This window comes from Amycolatopsis nigrescens CSC17Ta-90 (assembly GCF_000384315.1).
Classification (GTDB): domain Bacteria; phylum Actinomycetota; class Actinomycetes; order Mycobacteriales; family Pseudonocardiaceae; genus Amycolatopsis; species Amycolatopsis nigrescens.
Genome location: NZ_ARVW01000001.1, coordinates 5,720,389 through 5,742,435, shown reverse-complemented (window position 1 = coordinate 5,742,435; position 22,047 = coordinate 5,720,389). Strand labels below are relative to the sequence as shown.

Sequence of the window (22,047 nt, the reverse complement as noted above, 5' to 3'; positions counted from 1 at the left end):
GCCACACCAGGTTGGGCCTCCGGTCTGCGGAACCGCCCGCGGGACTGCCTCATCGTCACCGGAAACCGGCCCTTTCGGGCGGCGCTGTCGCCGGGTTCCGGCTGCGCCGCCAGCCTCCCTCGCAACGCTCGGCCAGCCCGTCCAGCTCCAGCACGGGCAGTACCGCCCGGACGCGCGGCAACGGCACACCGGACTCGGCGGCCAGTTGCTCCGACGGCTTCCCGGTACGCGGTGCCAGCGCCTCGTGCACTCGGAGTGACTGCTCGTCCAGGCCATCCGTCCGCCGTCGCGGCTTTGCCCGCTCCGGCGCCGCGACACCCAGCCTGCCCACCGTCTCCACCACCTCGGCCAGCGAGGCGACCAGGGTGGCCCCGGCATCCCGGATCAGCCCGTGACAACCGACGGACATCGCCGAGCTCACCGGCCCTGGCACCGCCATCACCACTTTGCCGAGCACTCCGGCCGTGCTCGCCGTGTTCCTGGCTCCGCTCCGGGCTCCCGCCTCCACCACGATGGTGCCGTCGCTGAGCGCCGCGATGAGCCGGTTCCGCACCAGGAACCGGTGCCTTGCCGGCGGGGTGCCGGGCGGGTACTCGCTGACCACGAGGCCGTGCTCGGCGATGCGGTCCAGCAACGCCACATGGCCCGCCGGGTAACCCTGGTCGAGACCGCAGCCGAGCACCGCCGCGGTCAGGCCGCCGGCGTGCAGGGCACCGCGGTGGGCCGCCCCGTCGATGCCGTAGGCCGCACCGGAGAGCACCGGCATGTCCTGGCCGGACAGCCCATGCGCCCACTCCGACGCGACCTGCTCGCCGTAACGGGTGGACGCTCTGGCACCCACGATCGCCACCGCGCGATCGGCCACCTCGTCGAGCCGGGCCGCGCCGCGCACCCACAGGCCCAGCGGAGGTGAAACACCCTGAGCACCGCGGGAGGTGGCCATTTCGAGCGCGAGCAGCGGCCAGGCCGGCCATTCGTCGTCCTCCGGGATCACCAGCCTGCCATCGCATTTTCCCGCCTCGTCGAAGTCCTGCTCGGCCAGTTCGATCCCACGGCGAGCCGCGGTCTCGTCGACGACACGGCCGGAACACTCACCGGCCCGTACCCGATCGGCCGCCAGGATCGGGCCGTGCCTCGCCACCAGCTCCACCAGTGCGGGTGCCGGCGGTTCCGCGACCCGCAGCAGGTAGGCCCGCGCGAGCCGCTCCCGGTCGAGACTGCGCGTGCCCTGGCCATCCAGGGTGCCGCTGCTCATGCCGCCCGCCGATCACGAAACTCCAGCGCGGTGGACACATGGTCGGCGTCCGGCCGCTCGGCCTCGGCGAGATCGCTGAGCGTCCAGGCGATGCGCAGGCACCGGTCGGCCCCGCGCGCGGTGACCGCACCACGGTCGAGTCCCCGGTCCAGCACCGAGGTGACCTTGCCGGGCAGCGCGAACTCGCGCCGTAGCACCGGCCCCGGCACCTCGGCGTTGGTCCGCCAGCCGTGCATCGCCCAGCGCTCGGCGGCTCGTTTCCTGGCCCGCAGTACCCGGCTCCGGACCACCGCGGTGGACTCCGGCTCACCGGCCTCGTGCGCGCTCATCGCGGTGATCGGGCGCATCCGCACCCGGAGGTCGACCCGGTCCAGCAGCGGCCCGGAGAGCCGGCCGAGGTACCGGCGGCGAGCGGCGGGCGAGCAGGAACAGTCCGTTTCGCGTGGTGGGGCGCAAGGACAGGGGTTGGTCGCCAGCACCAACTGGAAGCGCGCCGGGTAGCAGACCACGCCGCGCTGGCGGGCAATCCGGACCTCGCCCTCTTCGAGCGCGGTGCGCAGGGACTCCAGTCGCTGCGGGCCGAACTCGCAGACCTCGTCCAGGAAGAGCACTCCGCGGTGCGCGCGGCTGATCAGGCCGGGGCTCGCCAGTCCGCTGCCGCCACCGATCAGCGCCGCCACCGAGGTCGAATGGTGCGGGGCCATGAACGGCGGCACCTTTACCAGTGGTGAGGTTCTGGACAGCGAGCCGTGCACCGACTCCACCGCGGTGACCTCCAGCGACTCCTCGCCGGACAACATCGGCAGCAGGCCGGGCAACCGGCGGGCGAGCATTGTCTTGCCGACTCCGGGTGGTCCGGTGAGCAGCAGATGGTGCCCGCCCGCGGCGGCCACCTCCAGCGCCCAGCGCGCCTCGGGCTGGCCGATCACGTCGGCGAGGTCCAGCACCGCCGGCGGTTCGGCCGTACTCGGCGGGACCGGGGCGACGAGCACATCCTCGCCTCTGAGCCAGCCCAGCACGTCGCGCAGCCGCGCCGCACCCCGCACCTCGATGCCGTCCACCAGCGCGGCCTCGCTCAGGGACTCCACCGGCACCACCGCGCGGCGAACCCCGGCCTTCCTGGCCGCGAGCAGGCCGGGCAGCACCCCGCGCACCGCACGCACCCGGCCGTCCAGCGCCAGCTCACCGAGCAGCACCGTGCCGAGCAGCCTGGACGCCGGCACCGTGCCGGCCGCGCTGAGCACGGCCACCGCCATCGCCAGGTCGTAACCGGAGCCGAGCTTGGGCAGGCTGGCCGGGGACAGGCCCAGGGTCACCCGCTCCTTCGGCCAGGACTGGCCCGAGTTCCGCACCGCCGAGCGGACCCGGTCCTTCGCCTCGCGCAGGCCGGCGTCCGGCAGCCCGACGATCTTGACCCCGGGCAGCCCGCCGCCGATGTCCGCTTCGGCCTCCACCACCCGGCCGTCGATACCGAGCAGGGCGACCGACCACGCTCGTGCGATCGGCATCTAAAACGCCCCCGGGATGTGGCGCACCCACGGCTCGCCGCCGCGCGGCAAGTAGACCGCGAGCACGTCGAACCGGATCGGGCACCACCGGATGTGGAAGGCGCGCAGCCATTCGTCGGTGATCCGGCGGATGCGCGCCGCCTTCTCCACGGTGACGGCCTCGGCCGGATCGCCGAAGCCGGTCCCGGACCTGGCCTTGACCTCGCAGACCACGAGCTCCGCGCCGTCGGTGACGACCAGATCGAGCTCGCCGGTGCGACACCGCCAATTCCTGGACAGGACGGTGAACCCCTGTGCCTTGAGGTACGCCGCGGCCAGCTCCTCGCCCCGCCTGCCCAGCCGCAGATGCGGCGCGACCCCCTTTTCCGGGGCGCGCCGCGGCCGCCGGGCCATCGTGTGCACCATCGCCAACTCCCCACAACCTCGATGCGACTTCCTGTGGCATCGACGCTGTCATGGCGAACGGAACGCACACCAGGTTCGCATTCCGAACCTGTGGACAACCAGGGGTCTGTGGAGAACCGGCGGCTACGAAACCCTCCGCACGCGGAATCGTCGGTCCCGCGTGCTAGGCACCCGCCTCAGCCGGAGAACGGGCCGTCCTCCGGCAGCCGCAGGTCGGGTTTGTCCAGCTCCTCGACGTTCACGTCCTTGAAGGTGATCACCCGGACGTTCTTCACGAACCTGGCCGGCCGGTACATGTCCCACACCCAGGCATCGGACATCCGTACCTCGAAGTACACCTCGCCACCACCGTCGCGGACCTGCACGTCCACGGCGTTGGCCAGGTAAAATCGCCGCTCGGTCTCCACCACGTACGAAAACTGACCGACGATGTCGCGGTACTCCCGGTACAGCGAAAGCTCCATCTCGGTCTCGTACTTCTCGAGATCCTCTGCGCTCATGGAATCCGCGCCCCTCCTCGCGAGCTCGCCTGCTGTACTGCGGCGGAAGGTCCATTCTGGCCCACGCCTTCGGTCACGGCACGGACCGCCGCACTCGTGGTCCCCAACGCCGCCGCGGTCAGCATCACCCGATGCGGTGGCCGACGGCCGTGCGCGGCCCCGGACAGCGCCACGTTGGCGTAGGACCAACGATGTACCGCGCTCGGCCCGTGCTCGGTGAGCGCCGCGCCGTGCTCGGTCGTGCTGTACCCCTTGTGCACGTCGAATCCGTACACCGGGTGAACGTCGTGCAGCTCCCGCATAATCCGGTCCCTGGTGACCTTGGCCAGCACAGAAGCCGCGGCCACGCAGGCCACCGCCCGGTCCCCCTTGATCACCGGCATGCTCGGTGCCGGCAGCCCCGGCACCCGGAACCCGTCCGTGAGCACGTACCCCGGTAGGTCCGCCAGGCCGGCCACCGCCCGCCGCATGCCCTCGATGTTCATCACGTGAATGCCGAGTGCGTCCACCTCTTCGTGTGAAATCACCATGACCGAGTAGTCCAGCGCCCTGGCCAGCACCCGGTCGTAGACCCGGTCCCTGGCCGGCGCGGTGAGCAGCTTGGAGTCGGTCAGTTCGCTCAGCCTGGCCGCGTCACCCGGTCGGAGGACACAGGCGGCGACCACCAGCGGCCCCGCACAGGCACCGCGGCCCGCTTCGTCCACCCCGGCCACCGGACCGAGGCCACGCCGTTCCAGCGCCGACTGCAGACCCCAGGAGCTTTCCCCCCGGATCACCGCGCGAGGCGGGCGGAGTGGACGCGCGACCGTCAACGAACTGCTCGAGGTCACCGGCTAGGACTTCCGTTCGGCCGCCCTGCGCACGAGCGAGCCGAGACGACGGCCGCCGGCGACGGTCGGCCAGGCGGCGATCAGCCCGAAACCGATCGGGACGCCCTGTTGCCAGCTCGGCGCGCTCATGCCCAGCGCGGCGGGTTGCGCCGCGGCCTGCGGGTTGTGGTCGCTCACCCCGCCCCAGCGTCCTGGCGGCAGCACGATGATCCTGGCCTTGCCGATGATGTTGTCCACCGGCACCGCGCCGCGCTCGCCTCCACCGCCCTGGTAGCGGGAGTCCATCGAGTCGTTGCGGTTGTCGCCCATCACCCAGACCATGCCTTCCGGCACGCGCACCGGGTCGAACCTGGCCTGCTGCTGCGGGCGCAGCTCTTCCCAGTGGATGTAGGGCTCGTCGAGCGCCTTGCCGTCCACGATGACCCGGTTGTTCGCATCGCAGCACTGCACGGTCTGACCGCCCACCGCGATGATCCGCTTGACGAAGTCGCGCTCGTCCGGCGGGGCGAGGCCGACCACCGAGCCGATGGACTGGAAGAACCGGACCACGGCGTTGTCGGACCGCTCCGTCGGTGCGTCGTTTTCGGTCCAGGGCTCCGGGCCCTTGAAGACGACGACCTCGCCGGGCGTGGGGTCGCTGAAGTCGTAGACGATCTTGTCGACCAGTACCTTGTCGCCGTAGCAACCGGTGCAGCCGTGCAGCGTGGTCTCCATCGACCCCGACGGGATCGTGTACACCCTGGCCAGAAAGTACTGGAACACGAAGGCCAGTACGAAGGCGACCACGATCAGGATCGGCAGCTCGACCCAGAACGAACGTTGCTTCTTGGGCTTGCGCCGCCGGCGGGAATGACGACCGCCCGACTTGGCGTTTTCGTCCGCCTCACGGCGTTCAGGCTCGTCCTCGGCTGCATTTGAGGGCACAGGTTCGACCACGTCGCCAGGCTACGGTAACCGGGCGCCTACTCAGGAGGCAGAGGGTGCTTCGCGGCGTTCCTTGATCTTGGCGGCCTTGCCCCGGAGCTCGCGCAGGTAGTACAGCTTCGCCCGGCGGACGTCACCGCGCTTGAAGACCTCGATCTTGGCGATGTTCGGGGTGTGCACCGGGAAGGTGCGCTCCACGCCGACGCCGAAGGAAACCTTGCGCACGGTGAAGGTCTCCCGGATGCCACCGCCCTGACGGCGGATGACGACACCCTGGAAGATCTGGTTGCGCTCGCGGTTGCCCTCGATGACGCGGACGTGCACCTTCAGCGTGTCGCCCGGGCGGAAGTCCGGGATGTCGGAACGCAGCGACTGAGCGTCCAGGGCGTCCAGGGTGTTCATCGGGGTCCGTCCTCGTCCTTCGTATGGCTTGCGTACGTCCGGGCGCGCGTCTGCTTCGCTGCGATTCACCCGGGGGCTCGTGGCGGGCGCGTGATCCGCTCGCGCCAACCGGTCAAGTATTACAGACGTTCATCTTCATCTCGCAGCGGCCCCTCGTCGAGGGAGCCGAGCACCGCGAGGTCGTGGGCGTCCAGGCTACCTTCCGGCAGTTGTCCGATCAGCTCCGGGCGGCGCCGCGCGGTGCGCTCCAGTGCCTGGTCACGCCGCCAGCGGTCGATCAGCGCGTGGTTCCCGGAACGCAGCACGTCCGGCACGGCGAGCTCCCGCCAGACCTCGGGCCGGGTGTAGCTGGGGCCTTCGAGCAGCCCGTCGGAGAAGGAGTCCTGCTCCGCGGACACCGGGTTGCCGAGCACCCCGGGCAGCAGCCGGACCACGGCCTCGACCATCACCAGCACCGCGGCCTCACCGCCGACGAGCACGTAGTCGCCGATGGACACCTCGTCCACCGGCATTCGGCGGGCGGCGTCGTCGATCACCCGCTGGTCGATGCCCTCGTAGCGGCCGCAGGCGAACACCAGGTGCTCTTCGGCGGCGTACTCGTGGGCCATCGCCTGGGTGAACGGGCGCCCGGCCGGGGTGGGCACCACCAGCCTGCTGGCCGGCCCGGTGACCTCGTCCAGCGCATCGCCCCAGACCTGGGGCTTCATCACCATGCCAGGCCCGCCGCCGTAGGGCGCGTCGTCCACCGCGCGGTGCACGTCATGGGTCCAGCCGCGGAGATCGTGCACGTCCACCTTGATCAGGCCGCGGTCGATGGCGCGGCCGAGCAGGGCGGCCCGCAGGGGGTCGAGATATTCGGGAAAGATCGTGACGACGTCGATGCGCACGCACCGAGCGTAATCAGCTCATGTCCAGCAGCCCCTCGGGGGGATCGAGCACGACCCGGCCCCCGGCCACGTCGACCACCGGCACGATGGCCCGCACGAAGGGCACCAGCACGGTGCCGCCTTCGCGCTCCAGTGAAAGCAGTTCCCCACCGGGGGAATGCAGCACCTCACCGACGGTGCCCACCAGCGAGCCGTCGGCCAGTTCCGCGCGTAGCCCTTCGAGCTCGTGGTCGTAGAACTCGTCGGGGTCGCCGGTAGGTGGCAGGTCGCCGGTGTCGGCGAGCAGCAGCGCGCCGCGCAGGGTCTCGGCGACGTCGCGGGTGAGCACCTGCTCGAAACGCACCAGCAGCCGCCCGCTGTGCGTGCGGGCGGCTGCCACGGTGAGTTCACGGGTGCTGCCGTCACGCAGCCTGGTGCTCAGCACCGAACCGATGGCGAAGCGCTGCTCGGGCGAATCGGTGCGCACGTCCACGGCGAGCTCGCCGCGGATCCCGTGCGCCTTCGCGATCCGCCCGACCACGACCTCCATCAGCGGTCGGACTCAGCGATCGGTGTCCACGACGTCCACTCGGACACCGCGACCACCGATCCCGCCCATGACGGTGCGCAGGGCGGTCGCGGTACGACCACCCCGCCCGATCACCTTGCCCAGGTCATCCGGGTGCACGTGCACCTCCAGGGTGCGGCCGCGCCGGGTGGTGATCAGCTCGACCCGGACGTCGTCCGGGTTGTCGACGATCCCGCGGACCAGGTGCTCGAGGGAATCGGCAAGGAAGCTCACGCCTGTGCCTTGTCACCCTCGTCGGACTTGGTCTCGGCCTTCTCGGCTTTCTCGGCCTTCTCTGCCTTGTCGGCGGCGCCCGCTTCAGCCTTCTCGGCCTTCTCCGCCTTCTTCGGGGCGGCCTTCTTCTTCGGCGTGGTGGCCTCGGTCGACGGCGCGTCACCGGCCGCGGCGAGCGCGGCGTTGAACAGGTCCTGCTTCGACGGCTTCGGCTCGGCCACCTTCAGGGTGCCCTCGGCACCGGGCAGGCCCTTGAACTTCTGCCAGTCGCCGGTGATCTCGAGAATGCGCTGGACCGGCTCGGTGGGCAGGGCACCGACCTTCAGCCAGTGCTGCGCGCGATCGGAGTCGACCTCGATGAAGCTCGGCTCTTCCTTCGGGTGGTACTTGCCGATCGTCTCGATGGCCCTGCCATCCCGGCGGGTCCGCGCGTCGGCGACGATGATGCGGTAGTACGGCGCACGAATCTTGCCAAGGCGCTGCAGCTTGATCTTGACGGCCACGGGTGTGGGTACTCCTCAGTGCTCTCGATGATCGAAGTCGGGACACGTTCCGAGTGGGGAAACGGACCGGGCACCCGAAGGTTCGGTGTGCCCCGGGCGCGGTGAGAGGGTCCGGCCGGGGCAGGCAATCGAACATTGTGCCAGACGCCCGGGGAACGTCCGCCGCTGACCTCGGCTAGGCGCGCTCGCCTGGCTAGAGGGTGACCACTCCGAGCGCGGTGAGCAGGATGGCCAGCGCGGGCAGGAAGTTGTTCATCTGGTGCGCGATCACGCTGCCGAGCAGGCGGCCGGTGAACAGCCGTGCCAGCCCGATCGGCACCGCGATCACCAGCAGCAACGTGGTGCGCAACGGCTCCAGGTGGCTGACCGCGAACACCGCCGTGGAGATCAGGAAGGCGGCCAGCCTGCCCCACTTCTCCGCGCCCCAGTTGAGCCGCTCCACCGCGCCCCAGAGCAGTCCGCGGTAGATGACCTCCTCGCAGATCGGGCCGAGCAGCCAGACGTAGAGGAACATCACGATCGCCGCGGAAACCGACATCCGCTGGTCGTCGACCAGCGCGCCGATGGCCGAGCTGGCGTTCTGCTCACCGACCACCTGCGTCCAGACGAAGGCGCCGACGGTGGTGCAGACCAGGCCGATCACACCCAGCCTCAGGCCCACCTTGACGTCCGCCCGGTTCCAGGAGATGCGCAGGTCGGCCAGTGGCCCGTTGCCCCGGATCCTGGTGATCAGCACCGCGGTCAGCGCGGCGATCACGGTCGGCGCGATGGTGCCGACCAGCACGTCCCGGATCGGGATCGGGCTGCCGGCCGGCGGCTGGCCGAGCAGGGCGCTGACGAAGGCCGCGGTGGCCAGCAGCACCGCCTCGACGAGCAGGAAGGCGCCGAAGCCCCAGCGGTGCGGCTGGACCGCGGGAGGATCGGGGGCCGAGGGCAGCTCGGGGGGATCCGCCTCCGGAATCGGCTCCCGTGGCTGTGATGCGGTCACGCCGATCCTCCGTGTCCCGTAGCCGACTCAGCTCTCAACCCTAGACCGAACCCGCCCATGGCTCAGCCACCCGCGAACAGGGTCAGCGCGGCGGGCAGGTTGTTCGCCGCGTGCGCGACCAGCGGAGCGGCTACCCCGCCGGTGGTCAGCCTGGCGAACCCGATGGCGGCTCCCTGCGCCAGCAGGGCGACGGTCCGGGCCGGTTCGCCGTGCAGCTGGGCGAAGATCACCGAGGTGAGGATCAGGATGACCCAGCCGGGCACCCGGTAATGCGCCAGCGCGTTCCAGAGCGCGCCCCGGACCAGCAGCTCCTCGGTCAGCGGGGCGGCGGCCACCACGATCACCGCGGCCAGCACCAGCCAGACGGTGCCGTCCCCGAGGCCCTCGGAAAGGCCGGTGAGCGGGTTGTCGTCCAGCTGGTCGGTGCCGTACACCCCGAGCAGGAGCAGGTTCAGCAGGTAGCCGGCGAGCAGTGCGAATCCGCCGCAGGCCAGGCCGACCTTGAGGTCGCGGAGGGTGGGCAGCAGCCGGAAGGTCGCCTTGAACCCCGGGCCCCACAGCCGGGCGGCCAGCGCCGGCGCGAGGCCGAGCAGCAGGTTGGGCACGAAGGCCAGCAACAGCAGCGGCCCCACCTCCGGCAGTTCGAGCGGGTCGAACTCGTTCACCCGGCCGGAAAGCGCCGCGGTCATGATCAACGCGGCGAGCTGGTAGCCCCCGAAACCGAGGAAGAAGGCCAGGAAGCCCCAATGCGCGCCGAGCACCAGCCCGGCACCAGCGGACGGCGGAGCGGACGGCTCATCCCCCTGCTCCCGATCCACCGAACCTCCAGCGCGCGGCCATGGTCACCTCTGCGGTCAACTATGCCGCCCACGCTATGTGTTCGGCCGCTGACGGTCGAACGGGGGATCACCGCCGGGCACGAACCGAGGTCCCTCAAGGCCCCCTTTGCAACCTCAGAGGTTGCAAAGGGGGCCTTAAGGGGCGGTCAGACGAGGGTGCCGCGGAGGAGGATGTGCGACGGGTGGCGCAGGACGGAGAGGTCCTGGCGGGGATCGGCGGCGAAGACGAGCAGGTCGGCGGGTGCGCCGTCGGTGAGGGACGGGTGGCCGAGCCAGTCCCTCGCGGCCCAGGACGCGGCACCGAGCGCCCGCTCCCTGGACATGCCGGCACCGTGCAGCGCCTCGATCTCGTCCACCAGCCTGCCGTGTTCGATCATGCCGCCCGCGTCGGTGCCGGCGTACACCGCGACTCCGGCGTCCACCGCGGCCGCCACGGTTTCCCGCACGCCCGCGTGCAGCGCCCGCATGTGCGCGGCGTAGACCGGGTACTTGCCGGCCTTGTCGGCGATCCCGGGGAAGTTCTCGATGTTGATCAAGGTGGGCACCAGCGCCACCCCGCGCCTCGCCATTTCGCCGAGCAGGTCCCCGCTCAGCCCGGTGCCGTGCTCCAGGCAGTCGATCCCGGCCCCGATCAGGCCGGGCAGCGCGTCCTCGCCGAACACGTGCGCGGTGACCTTCGCCCCGACCTGGTGCGCGACGGCGACCGCCTCGGCCAGTACGTCGTCCGGCCACAGCGGGGCGAGATCGCCGGTTCCGCGGTCGATCCAATCGCCGACCAGCTTGACCCAGCCGTCGCCGTCCGCGGCCTGTTCGGCCACGGCCGCGGGCAACTGCTCCGGATCGTCCAGCTCGATGCCGAGTCCGGGGACGTAGCGCTTGGTCAGCGCGAGATGCCGGCCGGCCCGGATGATCCGCGGCAGGTCCGGCCGCCGCTGCAGCGACCGGATGTCGATCGGCACCCCGCAGTCGCGGATCAGCAGGGTGCCGGCGTCCCGGTCGGTCAGCGCCTGTTCGGTCGCCTCGGCCAGTGTCGCCGGGCCGCCGACGCCGATCCCGGGATGGCAGTGCGCGTCCACCAGTCCTGGCAGCAGAAAGCCCTCGGAGACAAGGGTTTCCGCGCCGGGGACCGGCTGATGGCCGATCCGGCCGTCGGAGACCCACAGATCACGCGGTTCCCCGTCGGGCAGCACGACTCCGCGAAGGTGCAACGCGCTCACCAGAACGTGCCTACTTGTTCTTCGGCAGCTTGAACTTGTTCGGGTCGAAACCGGGTACGTCGTTCATACCGCCGAGCTGGGACAGGTCCGGCATGCCACCGCCACCACCGGCACCGGGCATCCCGCCCGGGGGCAGCATCGGCATGCCACCGGGGAAGCCGCCCTTGACCTTGGGCTGGGTGGGGCCGCGCCCCTTGCCCTTCTTACCCTTCTTGCCCTTGCGGCTCTTGCTGCCGCCACCACCGCCACCGCCGAAGCCGAACCGGCCCGCCATCTGCGCCATCATCTTGCGCGCCTCGTAGAACCGGTTCACCAGGTCGTTGACCTCGCGGACGGCCACTCCGGAGCCCTTCGCGATGCGCAGCCGGCGCGACGCGTTGATGATCTTCGGGTCGTCCCGCTCGGCCGGGGTCATGCCGCGGATGATCGCCTGCAGCCGGTCCAGGTGCGAGTCGTCCACCTGGGAAAGCTGGTCCTTCATCTGTCCGGCACCCGGCAGCATGCCGAGCAGGTTGCCGATCGGGCCCATCTTGCGCACCGCGAGCATCTGCTCGAGGAAGTCCTCCAGGGTCAGCTGGCCGCTGGTCAGCTTCTGCGCGGCCTTCTCCGCTTGGTCCTGGTCGAAGGCCTGCTCGGCCTGTTCGATCAGGCTGAGCATGTCGCCCATGCCGAGGATCCGGCTGGCCATCCGGTCCGGGTGGAAGACGTCGAAGTCCTCGAGCTTCTCACCGTTGGAGGCGAACAGGATCGGCTGGCCGGTGACTTCGCGGACGGACAGCGCCGCACCACCGCGGGCGTCACCGTCCAGCTTGGTCAGCACCACGCCGGTGAAGCCGACGCCGTCGCGGAATGCCTCCGCGGTGGTCACCGCGTCCTGGCCGATCATCGCGTCGACGACGAACAGCGTCTCGTCCGGGGAGACCGCGTCGCGGATGTCGGCCGCCTGCCGCATCAGCTCCTCGTCCACACCGAGCCGGCCGGCGGTGTCCACCACCACGATGTCGTGCTGGGCGTGCTTCGCCTCGTCGATGGCGCGGCGGGCGACGTCCACCGGGTCACCTACGCCGTTGCCCGGCTCCGGCGCGAAGGTGGGCACGCCGGCGCGCTCGCCGACCACCTGCAGCTGGGTGACCGCGTTCGGCCGCTGCAGGTCACAGGCCACCAGCAGCGGGGCATGGCCCTGCTTCTTCAGCCAGAGCGCGAGCTTTCCGGCGAGCGTGGTCTTACCGGCACCCTGCAGACCGGCCAGCATGAGCACGGTCGGCGGGTTCTTCGCCAGGTTCAGCCGGCGCGTCTCGCCGCCGAGGATGCCGACCAGCTCCTCGTTGACGATCTTGATGACCTGTTGCGCCGGGTTGAGCGCCGCGGAGACCTCGGCCCCCTTCGCGCGCTCCTTGACCCGGGCGATGAACTCCCGCACCACGGGCAGCGCGACGTCGGCCTCCAGCAGCGCGATGCGGATCTCGCGCGCGGTGGCGTCGATGTCGGCGTCGGAGAGCTTTCCCTTGCCCCGCAGGTTCTGCAGGACCGAGGTGAGCCGATCGGAGAGGGTGTCGAACACGAGGGTGCACGCTCCAGCTGGTCGTCGTTACTCGCACCGGCCCCGGGCGTGCCCGGCGGCGGCCTACCTTCGAGGGTAGCCGCTCGCCACCGGTGGCCGGCCGCTGACCGGCCTGGTGGTGGCCCGCCCCCTCGAACGGGCCACCAGCACGGCAACGCAGCTGATGACCGCCTGCGGCTCTACTGGCACTTCGCCGAACCCCCAGTACCAGGCGAAGTGCCGCCGCCCCCTGCATCCCTGCGCGATGGGTAGAGCCTGCCGGGTGCGGGCGGGAACGGGCAGCGTGAACCTCCCCAACTACTGATGAGTAGTTCTACTCAGCTTTCGGGCCGGCGGTGGCGCGCGGCTCCGACGCCGCCTTCTTCGCGGTGTCCTTGGCCTGAGCGGCCTTGCGCTCCGCGACCTTTGCCTTGTGCACCGGCTCCTCTTCGTGCGCCGGCTCCTCGTCCTGCCTCCGCACACTGGCCTGCAGGGCGGCGAGCAGGTCGGTCACCCCGGCGTTCTGCCGCTCGGCGGTCGGCTGGACGACCTCGTTGCCATCGGCCTTGGCCTGGATCAGCGCCTCCAGCGCCGTGCGGTAGCCGTCCGCGTACTGCTGCGGTTCGAAGTCGCCGGCCAGTCGCTCGATCATGGTGACCGCGGTGCGCAGCTCGGACAGCCGCATATCCACGTCCTCGTACAGGAACGGGAAGTCCGGGGTCCGGATCTCGTCCGGCCAGTGCATGGTCTCCAGCACGATCACCTGGTCCCGGACGCGCAGCGTGCCCAGCGTCTCGCGCTGGCGCAGCGCCACCTTGACCACCGCGACCAGACCGGCCTGCTGAAGCGCCTCGCTGAGCAGCACGTACGGCTTCGTCCCGACGACCTCGGGCTCGAGAAAGTAGGTGCGCGCGAAGTAGATCGGGTCGATCTGCTCCAGCGGCGCGAACGCGCAGACCTCGATGGAGTGCGCGGTGGGCAGCGGAAGGGTCGCGAAGTCCTCGTCGGTCAGCACGACCACGTCGCCGCCCGGCATCTGGTAGCCCTTGGCCAGCTCCGTCATCGGCACCTCGGCGACCTGGTCCCCGCATGCCTCGCAGACCCGCCGGTGCCGGATCCGGCCACCGTCGGACTCGTGCAGCAGGTGCAGGCTGACACCCTGCTCTTCGACCGCGCTGTATGCCTTGACCGGAATCGCGTAGCTCCCGAACCCGATCGTGCCCTTCCACACCGTACGCATGTAGCCCCACCTCTCCCTTTCCGCCAGCGTATCCAGCGGCAGGGGTGGTCAATAGCTACAAACGGGTGTCACCACCGGAAAAATCGATCAGATGTTCGAGTGATGGGCCGGCTTCCGCAAGGGCATCCGCCGAATAGCCCACGGCGTTCGCGGCCGCATGGAGTACTTCGGTGAGCACGTCGAGGTCGATCGCGGGCACGGCGGCCAAAGCGCCGCTCTCGTGCTGGTCGTGCAGCCTTCCGGCCAGCCCGGCCAGCGCGTTGGAGATGTGCCGCTGCCCGTCCAGCAGGTGCCGGACCACCTCGGCCAGCTCGGTGGCGCTGCCGACGCCGGCCGCGTTCACCGGGTCCATGCCGGTGGCCAGCTCGGCGGCGCAGGCCTGCAGATGGGAGGCGACCACGGTGGCGGGCAGGGAGATCGACGGGGTGGGCTCGGCGTCGCGTTCCGGGAACTGTTCGTGTCCCAGCATCGGCCGCCGCCCTTCCGCCTCGCTCGCCGGATCAGCGACATACTGCCATCGCGGCTTCCAGCCGCCCGACGCGACACCCCGTGTCCATTCAAAAGGTCGGGTTATTCATGTGGCATTCGCGCCCGAGTCCCGCACCTCACCCGCAGTCAGCGGCCACGAGCCCCCCTTCGCAAGCTCAGGGCGGCCCCCGTCCACTGACTTATGAATAACCCTCCCGGGGTGAAAGATTCCCGTTACGAGGCCGCGGTCAGCACCGCCCGCTCGACCTGCCGGCGCCAGGCCGGATCCAGCCTGCCGTCGCGCGGGGCGATCGCGAACGAGTCGACCACCGCGCCGCCGAGGGTGGCGACCTTGGCCCAGCGCACCTCCGCGGCACAGCCCTGCAGGGCACCGGCCACCCGGTAGAGCAGCCCGATCCGGTCCGCGGCCCGCAGTTCGAGCACCACCGTGCTGGAACCGCTGGTCTCGTCGTCGAACCAGAGCACCTTCGGTTCGGCCGCCACGCTGCCGGCGGAGTGGTAGTCGCGTTCCTTCGCGGCCAGTTTCTGCGTCAGCGCCAGCCCGCCGGACACCGCCCGGCCGAACTGTTCGCGCAGCAGGGCGATGTCCGGCAGTGAACCGAACTTCGGGGACGCGGTGAAGATCGCCGCGCGGCCCCCGTCGTGCCCGCGCAGTACCGCGGTGTGCACCTCCAGCGAGTGCAGGGCGAGCACCCCGGCGGCCGGTGCCAGCAGCTCGGCCTTGGCCGGTACCGCCAGCACGACGGTGGCCACCTTGCCCTCGGAACTGATCAGCACCTCGCCGTGCCCGGACCGCACGGCCGCCGCGACCAGTTCGCGCTGCTGCTCGTCCAGCGGCTCCGGGGAGACGAAACCCTTGCCCTGCATGACCTCCCGGCAACGCCCGCTCAGCTTGGCGATCAGGCCGGCCTTCCAGTCGTTCCACATGCCGGGCCCGGTGGCCAGCGAGTCCGCCTTGGTCAGCGCCTCCAGCAGCTCGAGCAGCACGGGATCGTTGTGCACCGTCTTGGCCACCCGCAGCACGGTTTCCTGCTCACTGATGTCCCGTCTGGTCGCGGTGTGCGCCAGCAACAGGTGGTGCCGCACCATCTCCGACACCAGTGCACTGTCCTCTTCGGACAGACCAACCCTGGCCGCGACCTGCGCCGAGATGGCCGCGCCCAGCACCGAATGGTCGGTGTCGCGACCCTTGCCGATGTCGTGCAGCAGCGCGCCGAGCAGCAGCAGGTCCGGCCTGGCCACGGTGGTGCTCAGTTTCGCCGCTTCCACACAGGCCAGCACCAGATGCCGGTCCACCGTCCAGGAGTGCACCGGAGAGCGCGGCGGCAGGTCCCGCACCGCGCCCCATTCCGGGAACAGCCGCGCCCACAGCCCGGTCCGGTCCAGCGCCTCCACCGCGTCCACCAGCCCTTCACCGGCGCCTAGCAGTCCGGTCAGCGCGTCGCGGGCGTCGGCGGGCCACGGCGCGCGCAGCTCCGGCGCGGAGTCGGCCAGCGTGCGCAGGGTGCCGTGCGAGATCGGCCTGCCGGAACGGGCCGAAGCCGCGGCCACCCGCAGCAGCAGCCCCGGGTCGCGGGCCGGTACCGCGTCCCTTGCCAGCGCCACCTCGTTGCCGTGCAGCACCACCCCGTCGTCCAGCGGGGTGCGGCTCGGCCGCCGGCCGAACCTGCTCCTCGGCGGGTCCACAGTGGACCGGAAGGCGAGGTCCACCGCGTAGCTCACCGCCCGTCCGGCGCCGGAAAGCTTGCGGGCCAAGGTAAACCGGTCGCCGAAGCCGAGCTCGGCGGCGACAAGCTCCGCGTCCGGCGCGGCGAGCACGTCCCGGTCGCGGCGCAGTTCACGGCGCAGCTCGGTGCGGACGTCGAGCAGCAGCTCCCTGGCCGCCCGCAGCTCCTCGCCCGGCCGGTCGGTCAGCTGGGCCGCGGCGAGCGCGTCCAGCAGCCCGAGATCACGCAGGCCGCCCCTGCCATGCTTGAGATCGGGTGCCGAGGACTGGGCCAGCTCGCCACTGCGGTGCCAGCGCTGCCTCGCCGCCTCGGCCAGCTCGGGGAGCCGCTTGCGGGCGATCCGCCGCCACTGCTCCCTGGCCGCGGCCGACAGCCTGGCGGTCAGCCCCTGGTCGCCGGAGAGGTGCCGCGCGTCCAGCAGGCCGACCGCGGTGCGCAGGTCCTCGGCGGCCACCCGCACCGCCTCGGCCGGCGTCCGCACCGCGTGGTCGAGCCCCACCCTGGCGTCCCAGAGCGGATACCACAGCGCGTCGGCGATCTTGCCGACCTGCTGATTCCCGTCGTGCACGAGCACCAGGTCCAGATCGGAGAACGGCACCAGCTCCCGCCTGCCGAGGCCGCCGACGGCGACCAGCGCGACACCGGGATCAGCGGTGTCCACACCGGCCGCCGTGGCGGCCTGACCGAGCCAGAACTCGTACAGGTCGACCAGTGCCGCCCGCAGCGCGGCGGCCCCGAGCCTGCCGTGCCGTCCTTCCAGCAACCGCTCCGCGGCTTTGTTTAGCCCCCCGGGAACCATCTCTATAAGGCGTCCGTGCCGCGTTCGCCCGTACGTACCCGCAACACGGTCTCCACCGAGGTGACCCACACCTTGCCGTCACCGATCTTCCCGGTGTGCGCGGCGTTGACGATCGCCTCGATCACCTTCTCCACATTCGTGTCGTCGGTGACCACCTCGACCCGCAGCTTGGCCACGAAGTCGACCGCGTACTCCGCGCCGCGGTAGACCTCGGTGTGGCCCTTCTGGCGCCCGTATCCCTGCACCTCGCTCACCGTCATGCCCAGCACACCGAGCTGCTCCAGCGCGGCCCGGATGTCGTCCAGGGTGAACGGCTTGACGATCGCGGTGATGAGCTTCATGACTTGCTCCCCTCGAGCTTCTTGGCGGTACCGGCGACACCGGAGCTGTTCGAAGCCGCCCGGCCGCCCCGGCTGCCGCCGAACTCGTAGGCGGACTCCGCGTGCTCGGCCTCGTCGATACCGGTCACCTCGTCCTCGCTCTGCACCCGGAAGCCGATGGTCTTGTTGATCAGCCAGCCGAGGATGAACGCGAGCACGAAGGAGTACACCAGCACCGCCGCGGCGGCCACCGCCTGCTTACCGAGCTGGGTGAAACCGCCGCCGTAGAACAACCCGTCCGCGGTACCTTCCTTCACCCCGCTGGTGGAGAACAGGCCGAGCAGCAGGGTGCCGACCAGGCCACCGACCAGGTGCACGCCGACCACGTCGAGCGAGTCGTCGTAGCCGAGCCGGTACTTCAAGCCGACCGCCAGCGCGCACAGGATGCCGGCCGCGGCGCCGATCGACAGCGCGCCCCAGGTATCCACGAAGGCACAGGCAGGGGTGATCGCGACCAGGCCGGCCACGATGCCCGAAGCGGCGCCGAGGCTGGTGGCGTGGCCATCGCGGAGCCGTTCCACCAGCAGCCAGGCCAGCATCGCGACCGCGGTGGCGGTGAAGGTGTTGATGAACGCCAGCCCGGCGGTGTTGTCCGCCTTGAGCGCGGAACCGGCGTTGAACCCGAACCAGCCGAACCAGAGCAGGCCGGCGCCGAGCATCACGAACGGCAGGTTGTGCGGCTTCATCGGCTCCTTGGGCCAGCCGACCCGCTTGCCGAGCACCAGCACCAGTGCCAGCGCCGCGGCACCGGCGTTGATGTGCACCGCGGTGCCGCCGGCGAAGTCGAGCGCGCCGAGCTGGTTGGCGATCCAGCCGCCGGTCTTGGTCACCTCACCGGTCGCTTCGTCGGTGGCGTCGAAGGCGAAAACCCAGTGCGCGACCGGGAAGTACACGATGGTTGCCCACAGGCCGGCGAACACCAGCCAGGCGCCGAACCGCACCCGGTCCGCCACCGCACCGGAGATCAGCGCGACCGTGATCACCGCGAACATCGCCTGGAACGCCACGAAACCCGTGCCGCTCAAGGCATCCCCGCCCATCAGGCCGCTGAGGCCGAGCGCTTCGCCCGGGTTGCCGAGCAGTCCGCCACCGATGTCGTCGCCGAACGCGGTCGAGTAGCCGAAGATCACCCAGAGGACGCCGATCAGCCCCATCGCCCCGAAGCTCATCATCAGCATGTTCAGCACGCTCTTCGAGCGGACCATGCCCCCGTAGAAGAACGCCAGCCCCGGTGTCATCAAGAGCACCAGGGCGGCACTGGTGAGCAGCCAGGCCGTGTTCCCTTCCACGCTTCCTCCTCTGGGCCGGATTTCGAAACCCGGCGTCGCCGTTGGTCGCAATTGCGGCAAAGCATGGAAAAGCCTTGTTGCACGGGATGACACCGAACGTTTCGGTGCTGTGAACCAAATGGTCGGCCATGTTACGGCTGCGTTTCCCAGGACCAGGGTGGTTATGTCCGTTCACGAAACGTTATGGTCGAATAAGGTCCATGAGCCCAGCCGACCCCGCCTCCGGATCGTTGCCGCCGGCGGTCATCAGGGCTCTCCGCTGCTCCATCTGCACCGAACCGGTCGAGCTGAACGGTAACGCTCTGCAATGTTCCCGGCGACATTCCTTCGATCTCGCGAAGCAGGGTTACGTGAACCTGCTGCACGCCAAGGTGCTCGCCGGCACCGCGGACACCGCTGACATGGTCGCGGCCAGGGCGGAGTTCCTGGCCGCCGGGCACTACGCCCCGCTGGCCGCGGAACTGGCCGTCCGCGCCGCGGAACGCGTCCGCGACGGGCTGGTGGTGGACGCCGGCGCGGGCACCGGCTACTACCTGGCGAGGGTGCTGGACGAGCTCCCCGACAGCAGCGGGCTAGCGCTGGACGTCTCCGCGCTCGCGTTGCGCCGGGCGGCCCGCGCGCATCCGCGGATCGGTGCGGCGGTGTGGAACCTCTGGCAGCCGTGGCCGGTAGCGGACGACTCGGCGAGCGTGCTGCTGAACGTGTTCGCCCCGCGCAACGGTGCCGAGTTCCACCGGGTGCTGCGGCCGGACGGGGTGCTGCTGGTGGCCTCGCCGCGGCCGGGGCACCTGGCGGAGCTGGCCTCCGTGGTGGACCTGCTGGCCGTGGACGAGCGCAAGGACGAGCGGCTGGACGCGGCGCTGGCCGGATTCTTCGAGCTCACCGGGCGGACGGAGTGCACCCGGTCGCTGCTGCTCGCGCCCGAGGACGTGCGCCGGGTGATCCGGATGGGGCCCAGCGCGCATCACCTGCACCGCGACGGCCGGCGGGCCAGGCTGGACGCGCTACACGAGCCGGTGGAGGTCACCGCGTCGTTCCAGGTATCGGCGTTCGCGCCTCGTAGGCTGAAAGGGTGACGAGCGTCGACGAGCCTGCCGTGCGGATCACCGACCCGGTCTGGCTGCGGAACAGGATCGGCCTTGCCGCCAAGCTTTACGGCTGCGCGCCGGCGGAGGTGCTCGGCACGATCTGGTGGTACTCGGCGTCCTCGGTGCTGGTGGCGCCCGCGCTGGAGTCGCTGGTGGGCACCGGCGTCGCGATGGACCCGTCGCTGGAAGCCGTCACGCTCGAAACGGTGGCAGACGGCCGGTTCACCGGTGCCCGTTCGTCCCGGCCGCTCACCCGTGACCTGGCCGAGCTGGGCAAGGCCTTCGAAGGCGCGCTGGAACCCGCGATCGCCACCATCGCGGCGGTGAGCGGCGCGCGGGTGCCGGCGCTGCGGGCGATCGCCACCGACTCGCTGGCCAACCGGCTGCTCTGGGCCGGGATGGCGGCCGGGGACCCGGAGCGCGGCACCGCACTGGCCGGGCCGCTGATCGCCGCGATCGGGCCGCGGATGCCACGACCGCGTTACGTCCGGGTCGGCGCCTCGTTCGCGGTCCGCCGGGCGTCGTGCTGCCTGATCTACCAGGCCACCGGCGGGGACAAGTGCACGAGCTGCCCTCGTCAGCCGCCTGACGAGCGAGAACGCCGGCTGCGCGCCGCGCTGGGGGCGTGAGCCCGGCCCAGCTGCTGAGAGCGATGGCAAGCGTGGAACACGGTGAGTACGGTGACCGCGATGAGTGAGCGCAGCTGGGGCTTCCGCACCCGTGCCCTGCACGCCGGAGGAACGCCCGACCAGGCGACCGGGGCCAGGGCGGTGCCGATCTACCAGACCACCAGCTTCGTCTTCGAGGACGCGGCGGACGCGGCCAACCTGTTCGCCCTGCAGAAGTACGGCAACGTCTACAGCCGGATCGGCAACCCGACCGTGGCGGCCTTCGAAGAGCGGCTGGCCAGCCTCGAAGGCGGCATCGGCGGGGTGGCCACCGGCAGCGGCCAGGCCGCCGAGTTCCTCACCTTCTCCGCGCTGGCCGAAGCCGGGCAGCACATCGTCTCGGCCAGCGGGCTCTACGGCGGCACCGTCACCCAGCTGGACGGCACGCTGCGCCGGTTCGGCGTGGAGACCACCTTCGTCAGCGGCGACGTGGACAACTACGCGGCGGCGATCACCGACCGGACCCGGCTGATCTTCACCGAGGTGATCGGCAATCCCGGCGGCGGCATCGCCGACCTCGCGGGGCTGGCCGACCTGGCGCACGCGCACGACCTGCCGCTGGTGGTGGACGCCACGCTGGCCACCCCGTACCTGTGCCGTCCGATCGAGCACGGCGCGGACATCGTGCTGCATTCGGCGACCAAGTTCCTCGGCGGGCACGGCACCACTCTCGGCGGGATCGTGGTCGAGTCCGGGAAGTTCAACTGGGGCAACGGGAAGTTCCCCCGGATGACCGAGGCCGTGCCCAGCTACGGCGGGCTGAAGTACTGGGAGAACTTCGGCGAGTACGCGTTCTGCACCCGGCTGCGCGCCGAGCAGCTACGCGACATCGGCGCGGTGCTGTCCCCGCACTCGGCCTTCCTGCTGCTTCAGGGCGTGGAGACGTTGCCGCAGCGGATGGACGCGCACGTCGCCAACGCACAGGCGGTGGCCGAGTACCTGGCGGCCGACCGGCGGGTGGCCTGGGTGAACTACGCCGGGCTGCCATGGCATCCGGACCACGAGCGGGCCAAGCGGTACCTGCCCGCCGGGCCTGGCGCGGTGTTCGCCTTCGGGGTGAACGGTGGCCGTGCGGCGGGTGAGAAGTTCGTCGAGTCGGTGGAGCTGCTTTCGCACCTGGCGAACGTGGGCGACGCCAGGACGCTGGTGATCCACCCGGCGTCCACCACGCACCAGCAGCTCAGCGACGAACAGCTGCGGGCCGGTGGTGTCGGCCCGGACCTGATCCGGCTGTCCGTCGGGCTGGAGGATCTCGACGACATCCTGTGGGATCTGGACCAGGCACTGGACCAGGCGGTGGCGGCTTGAGCTGGACGGCACCCACCGCGCGCGAACGGCTCGGCCTGTTGTCCAGGTCGGAGTCGGTGACACTGGTCGGCGCCTCGGCCAACCCGGCGCGGCCGAGCTACTTCGTCGCGACGTACCTGCTTTCGTCGAGCAAGTACCGGGTCAACTTCGTGAACCCGCGGCTGACCGAGCTGCTCGGGCAGCCGGTTTATCCGTCGGTGGCGGAGGTGCCCGGCGGGGTGGACCTGGTCAGCGTGTTCCGCAAGCACTCGGACCTGCCCGACGTGGCCGAAGAGGTGATCGCGGCCGGAGCCAGGACGCTGTGGTTGCAGCTCGGCCTGTGGCACGAGCCGGTCGCGGAACGGGCCACCGAAGCCGGGCTGGACATGGTGATGGACCGCTGCGTGAAGATCGAGCACGCCCGCTTCGCCGGCGGCCTGCACCTGGCCGGCTTCAACACCGGCGTGATTTCCTCAAAGCGGCAGAGCAGGCCCTAGCGTC

Annotated in this window: 24 protein-coding genes; 4 read left to right on the top strand and 20 right to left on the bottom strand. The window is 70.7% G+C overall.

The genetic code is table 11. The features are described 5' to 3' along the window. Nucleotides 1–55 precede the first annotated feature (55 nt). The 20 genes from dprA to AMYNI_RS0127245 form a co-directional block, all read right to left on the bottom strand. Nucleotides 56–1,255 (bottom strand): DNA-processing protein DprA, encoded by a 1,200-nt coding sequence (gene dprA / locus AMYNI_RS0127345; RefSeq protein WP_020671265.1) that lies wholly within the window; start codon nucleotides 1,253–1,255, stop codon nucleotides 56–58. Next, the gene (locus AMYNI_RS0127340; protein WP_020671264.1) at nucleotides 1,252–2,763 is read right to left on the bottom strand and encodes a YifB family Mg chelatase-like AAA ATPase; all 1,512 of its coding nucleotides are present in this window, start codon (nucleotides 2,761–2,763) and stop codon (nucleotides 1,252–1,254) included. The genes dprA and AMYNI_RS0127340 overlap by 4 nt, the downstream gene beginning before the upstream one ends. Further along, a complete protein-coding gene (locus AMYNI_RS0127335; RefSeq protein ID WP_020671263.1) occupies nucleotides 2,764–3,168 on the bottom strand; it encodes a YraN family protein in 405 nt (134 codons plus the stop codon). Between the two features lie 176 nt (nucleotides 3,169–3,344). Then, nucleotides 3,345–3,668, bottom strand: a complete 324-nt coding sequence (locus tag AMYNI_RS0127330) for a DUF2469 domain-containing protein (RefSeq protein ID WP_020671262.1) — start codon at nucleotides 3,666–3,668, stop codon at nucleotides 3,345–3,347. Next, entirely contained in the window at nucleotides 3,665–4,444 is a 780-nt protein-coding gene (locus AMYNI_RS0127325; RefSeq protein ID WP_020671261.1) for a ribonuclease HII, read from the bottom strand. Before AMYNI_RS0127325 ends, AMYNI_RS0127330 begins: the two co-directional genes overlap by 4 nt. A gap of 57 nt (nucleotides 4,445–4,501) precedes the next feature. Beyond that, complete coding sequence (gene lepB / locus AMYNI_RS0127320) at nucleotides 4,502–5,434, bottom strand: signal peptidase I (RefSeq protein WP_026360988.1); 933 nt, start codon at nucleotides 5,432–5,434, stop codon at nucleotides 4,502–4,504. 30 nt (nucleotides 5,435–5,464) lie between these two features. Next, nucleotides 5,465–5,824 (bottom strand): 50S ribosomal protein L19, encoded by a 360-nt coding sequence (rplS, locus tag AMYNI_RS0127315; RefSeq protein ID WP_020671259.1) that lies wholly within the window; start codon nucleotides 5,822–5,824, stop codon nucleotides 5,465–5,467. A gap of 119 nt (nucleotides 5,825–5,943) precedes the next feature. Next, the gene (gene trmD, locus AMYNI_RS0127310) at nucleotides 5,944–6,711 is read right to left on the bottom strand and encodes a tRNA (guanosine(37)-N1)-methyltransferase TrmD (RefSeq protein ID WP_020671258.1); all 768 of its coding nucleotides are present in this window, start codon (nucleotides 6,709–6,711) and stop codon (nucleotides 5,944–5,946) included. A 13-nt stretch (nucleotides 6,712–6,724) separates the two neighbouring features. Continuing rightward, entirely contained in the window at nucleotides 6,725–7,240 is a 516-nt protein-coding gene (gene rimM / locus AMYNI_RS0127305; protein WP_020671257.1) for a ribosome maturation factor RimM, read from the bottom strand. Between the two features lie 12 nt (nucleotides 7,241–7,252). Then, entirely contained in the window at nucleotides 7,253–7,492 is a 240-nt protein-coding gene (locus AMYNI_RS0127300) for an RNA-binding protein (protein WP_020671256.1), read from the bottom strand. Further along, a complete protein-coding gene (rpsP, locus tag AMYNI_RS0127295; protein WP_020671255.1) occupies nucleotides 7,489–7,995 on the bottom strand; it encodes a 30S ribosomal protein S16 in 507 nt (168 codons plus the stop codon). Before rpsP ends, AMYNI_RS0127300 begins: the two co-directional genes overlap by 4 nt. A gap of 193 nt (nucleotides 7,996–8,188) precedes the next feature. Continuing rightward, nucleotides 8,189–8,983 (bottom strand): CPBP family intramembrane glutamic endopeptidase, encoded by a 795-nt coding sequence (locus AMYNI_RS0127290; protein ID WP_020671254.1) that lies wholly within the window; start codon nucleotides 8,981–8,983, stop codon nucleotides 8,189–8,191. A 62-nt stretch (nucleotides 8,984–9,045) separates the two neighbouring features. After that, the gene (locus AMYNI_RS0127285; RefSeq protein WP_020671253.1) at nucleotides 9,046–9,801 is read right to left on the bottom strand and encodes a CPBP family intramembrane glutamic endopeptidase; all 756 of its coding nucleotides are present in this window, start codon (nucleotides 9,799–9,801) and stop codon (nucleotides 9,046–9,048) included. 167 nt (nucleotides 9,802–9,968) lie between these two features. Then, on the bottom strand, nucleotides 9,969–11,039 hold the full coding sequence (locus AMYNI_RS0127280; protein ID WP_026360986.1) for an amidohydrolase family protein: 1,071 nt from the start codon (nucleotides 11,037–11,039) through the stop codon (nucleotides 9,969–9,971). 10 nt (nucleotides 11,040–11,049) lie between these two features. Continuing rightward, a complete protein-coding gene (ffh, locus tag AMYNI_RS0127275) occupies nucleotides 11,050–12,600 on the bottom strand; it encodes a signal recognition particle protein (protein ID WP_020671251.1) in 1,551 nt (516 codons plus the stop codon). 313 nt (nucleotides 12,601–12,913) lie between these two features. Further along, nucleotides 12,914–13,819 (bottom strand): non-homologous end joining protein Ku, encoded by a 906-nt coding sequence (gene ku, locus AMYNI_RS0127265; RefSeq protein ID WP_020671250.1) that lies wholly within the window; start codon nucleotides 13,817–13,819, stop codon nucleotides 12,914–12,916. A gap of 55 nt (nucleotides 13,820–13,874) precedes the next feature. Continuing rightward, nucleotides 13,875–14,288, bottom strand: coding sequence for a hypothetical protein (locus AMYNI_RS0127260; protein ID WP_020671249.1), 414 nt, complete (start codon nucleotides 14,286–14,288; stop codon nucleotides 13,875–13,877). A gap of 233 nt (nucleotides 14,289–14,521) precedes the next feature. After that, nucleotides 14,522–16,834 (bottom strand): [protein-PII] uridylyltransferase, encoded by a 2,313-nt coding sequence (locus tag AMYNI_RS0127255; protein ID WP_026360984.1) that lies wholly within the window; start codon nucleotides 16,832–16,834, stop codon nucleotides 14,522–14,524. 2 nt (nucleotides 16,835–16,836) lie between these two features. Then, complete coding sequence (locus tag AMYNI_RS0127250) at nucleotides 16,837–17,175, bottom strand: P-II family nitrogen regulator (RefSeq protein WP_020671247.1); 339 nt, start codon at nucleotides 17,173–17,175, stop codon at nucleotides 16,837–16,839. Beyond that, complete coding sequence (locus AMYNI_RS0127245) at nucleotides 17,172–18,503, bottom strand: ammonium transporter (RefSeq protein WP_020671246.1); 1,332 nt, start codon at nucleotides 18,501–18,503, stop codon at nucleotides 17,172–17,174. The genes AMYNI_RS0127250 and AMYNI_RS0127245 overlap by 4 nt, the downstream gene beginning before the upstream one ends. 200 nt (nucleotides 18,504–18,703) lie before the next feature. On the opposite strand from AMYNI_RS0127245, the gene AMYNI_RS0127240 reads away from it, so the two are divergent. Genes AMYNI_RS0127240 through AMYNI_RS0127225 form a run of 4 tightly spaced genes read left to right on the top strand, consistent with a single transcriptional unit; the run spans nucleotide 18,704 to nucleotide 22,043 of the window. Continuing rightward, nucleotides 18,704–19,579, top strand: coding sequence for a putative RNA methyltransferase (locus AMYNI_RS0127240; protein WP_020671245.1), 876 nt, complete (start codon nucleotides 18,704–18,706; stop codon nucleotides 19,577–19,579). Then, complete coding sequence (locus tag AMYNI_RS0127235) at nucleotides 19,576–20,220, top strand: (2Fe-2S)-binding protein (protein WP_020671244.1); 645 nt, start codon at nucleotides 19,576–19,578, stop codon at nucleotides 20,218–20,220. The genes AMYNI_RS0127240 and AMYNI_RS0127235 overlap by 4 nt, the downstream gene beginning before the upstream one ends. A 60-nt stretch (nucleotides 20,221–20,280) precedes the next feature. Continuing rightward, the gene (locus AMYNI_RS0127230; protein WP_026360983.1) at nucleotides 20,281–21,567 is read left to right on the top strand and encodes an O-acetylhomoserine aminocarboxypropyltransferase/cysteine synthase family protein; all 1,287 of its coding nucleotides are present in this window, start codon (nucleotides 20,281–20,283) and stop codon (nucleotides 21,565–21,567) included. Further along, a complete protein-coding gene (locus AMYNI_RS0127225) occupies nucleotides 21,564–22,043 on the top strand; it encodes a CoA-binding protein (protein ID WP_020671242.1) in 480 nt (159 codons plus the stop codon). Before AMYNI_RS0127230 ends, AMYNI_RS0127225 begins: the two co-directional genes overlap by 4 nt. Nucleotides 22,044–22,047: the final 4 nt, after the last annotated feature.

Excerpts from the sequence above, each read along its gene's own strand:
- dprA (WP_020671265.1), bottom strand. The coding sequence starts at position 1,255 with ATGAGCAGCGGCACCCTGGATGGCCAGGGCACGCGCAGTCTCGACCGG.
- AMYNI_RS0127340 (WP_020671264.1), bottom strand. The coding sequence starts at position 2,763 with ATGCCGATCGCACGAGCGTGGTCGGTCGCCCTGCTCGGTATCGACGGC.
- AMYNI_RS0127335 (WP_020671263.1), bottom strand. The coding sequence starts at position 3,168 with ATGGTGCACACGATGGCCCGGCGGCCGCGGCGCGCCCCGGAAAAGGGG.
- AMYNI_RS0127330 (WP_020671262.1), bottom strand. The coding sequence starts at position 3,668 with ATGAGCGCAGAGGATCTCGAGAAGTACGAGACCGAGATGGAGCTTTCG.
- rplS (WP_020671259.1), bottom strand. The coding sequence starts at position 5,824 with ATGAACACCCTGGACGCCCTGGACGCTCAGTCGCTGCGTTCCGACATC.
- rimM (WP_020671257.1), bottom strand. The coding sequence starts at position 7,240 with ATGGAGGTCGTGGTCGGGCGGATCGCGAAGGCGCACGGGATCCGCGGC.
- ku (WP_020671250.1), bottom strand. The coding sequence starts at position 13,819 with ATGCGTACGGTGTGGAAGGGCACGATCGGGTTCGGGAGCTACGCGATT.
- AMYNI_RS0127260 (WP_020671249.1), bottom strand. The coding sequence starts at position 14,288 with ATGCTGGGACACGAACAGTTCCCGGAACGCGACGCCGAGCCCACCCCG.
- AMYNI_RS0127255 (WP_026360984.1), bottom strand. The coding sequence starts at position 16,834 with ATGGTTCCCGGGGGGCTAAACAAAGCCGCGGAGCGGTTGCTGGAAGGA.
- AMYNI_RS0127250 (WP_020671247.1), bottom strand. The coding sequence starts at position 17,175 with ATGAAGCTCATCACCGCGATCGTCAAGCCGTTCACCCTGGACGACATC.
- AMYNI_RS0127240 (WP_020671245.1), top strand. The coding sequence starts at position 18,704 with ATGAGCCCAGCCGACCCCGCCTCCGGATCGTTGCCGCCGGCGGTCATC.
- AMYNI_RS0127230 (WP_026360983.1), top strand. The coding sequence starts at position 20,281 with ATGAGTGAGCGCAGCTGGGGCTTCCGCACCCGTGCCCTGCACGCCGGA.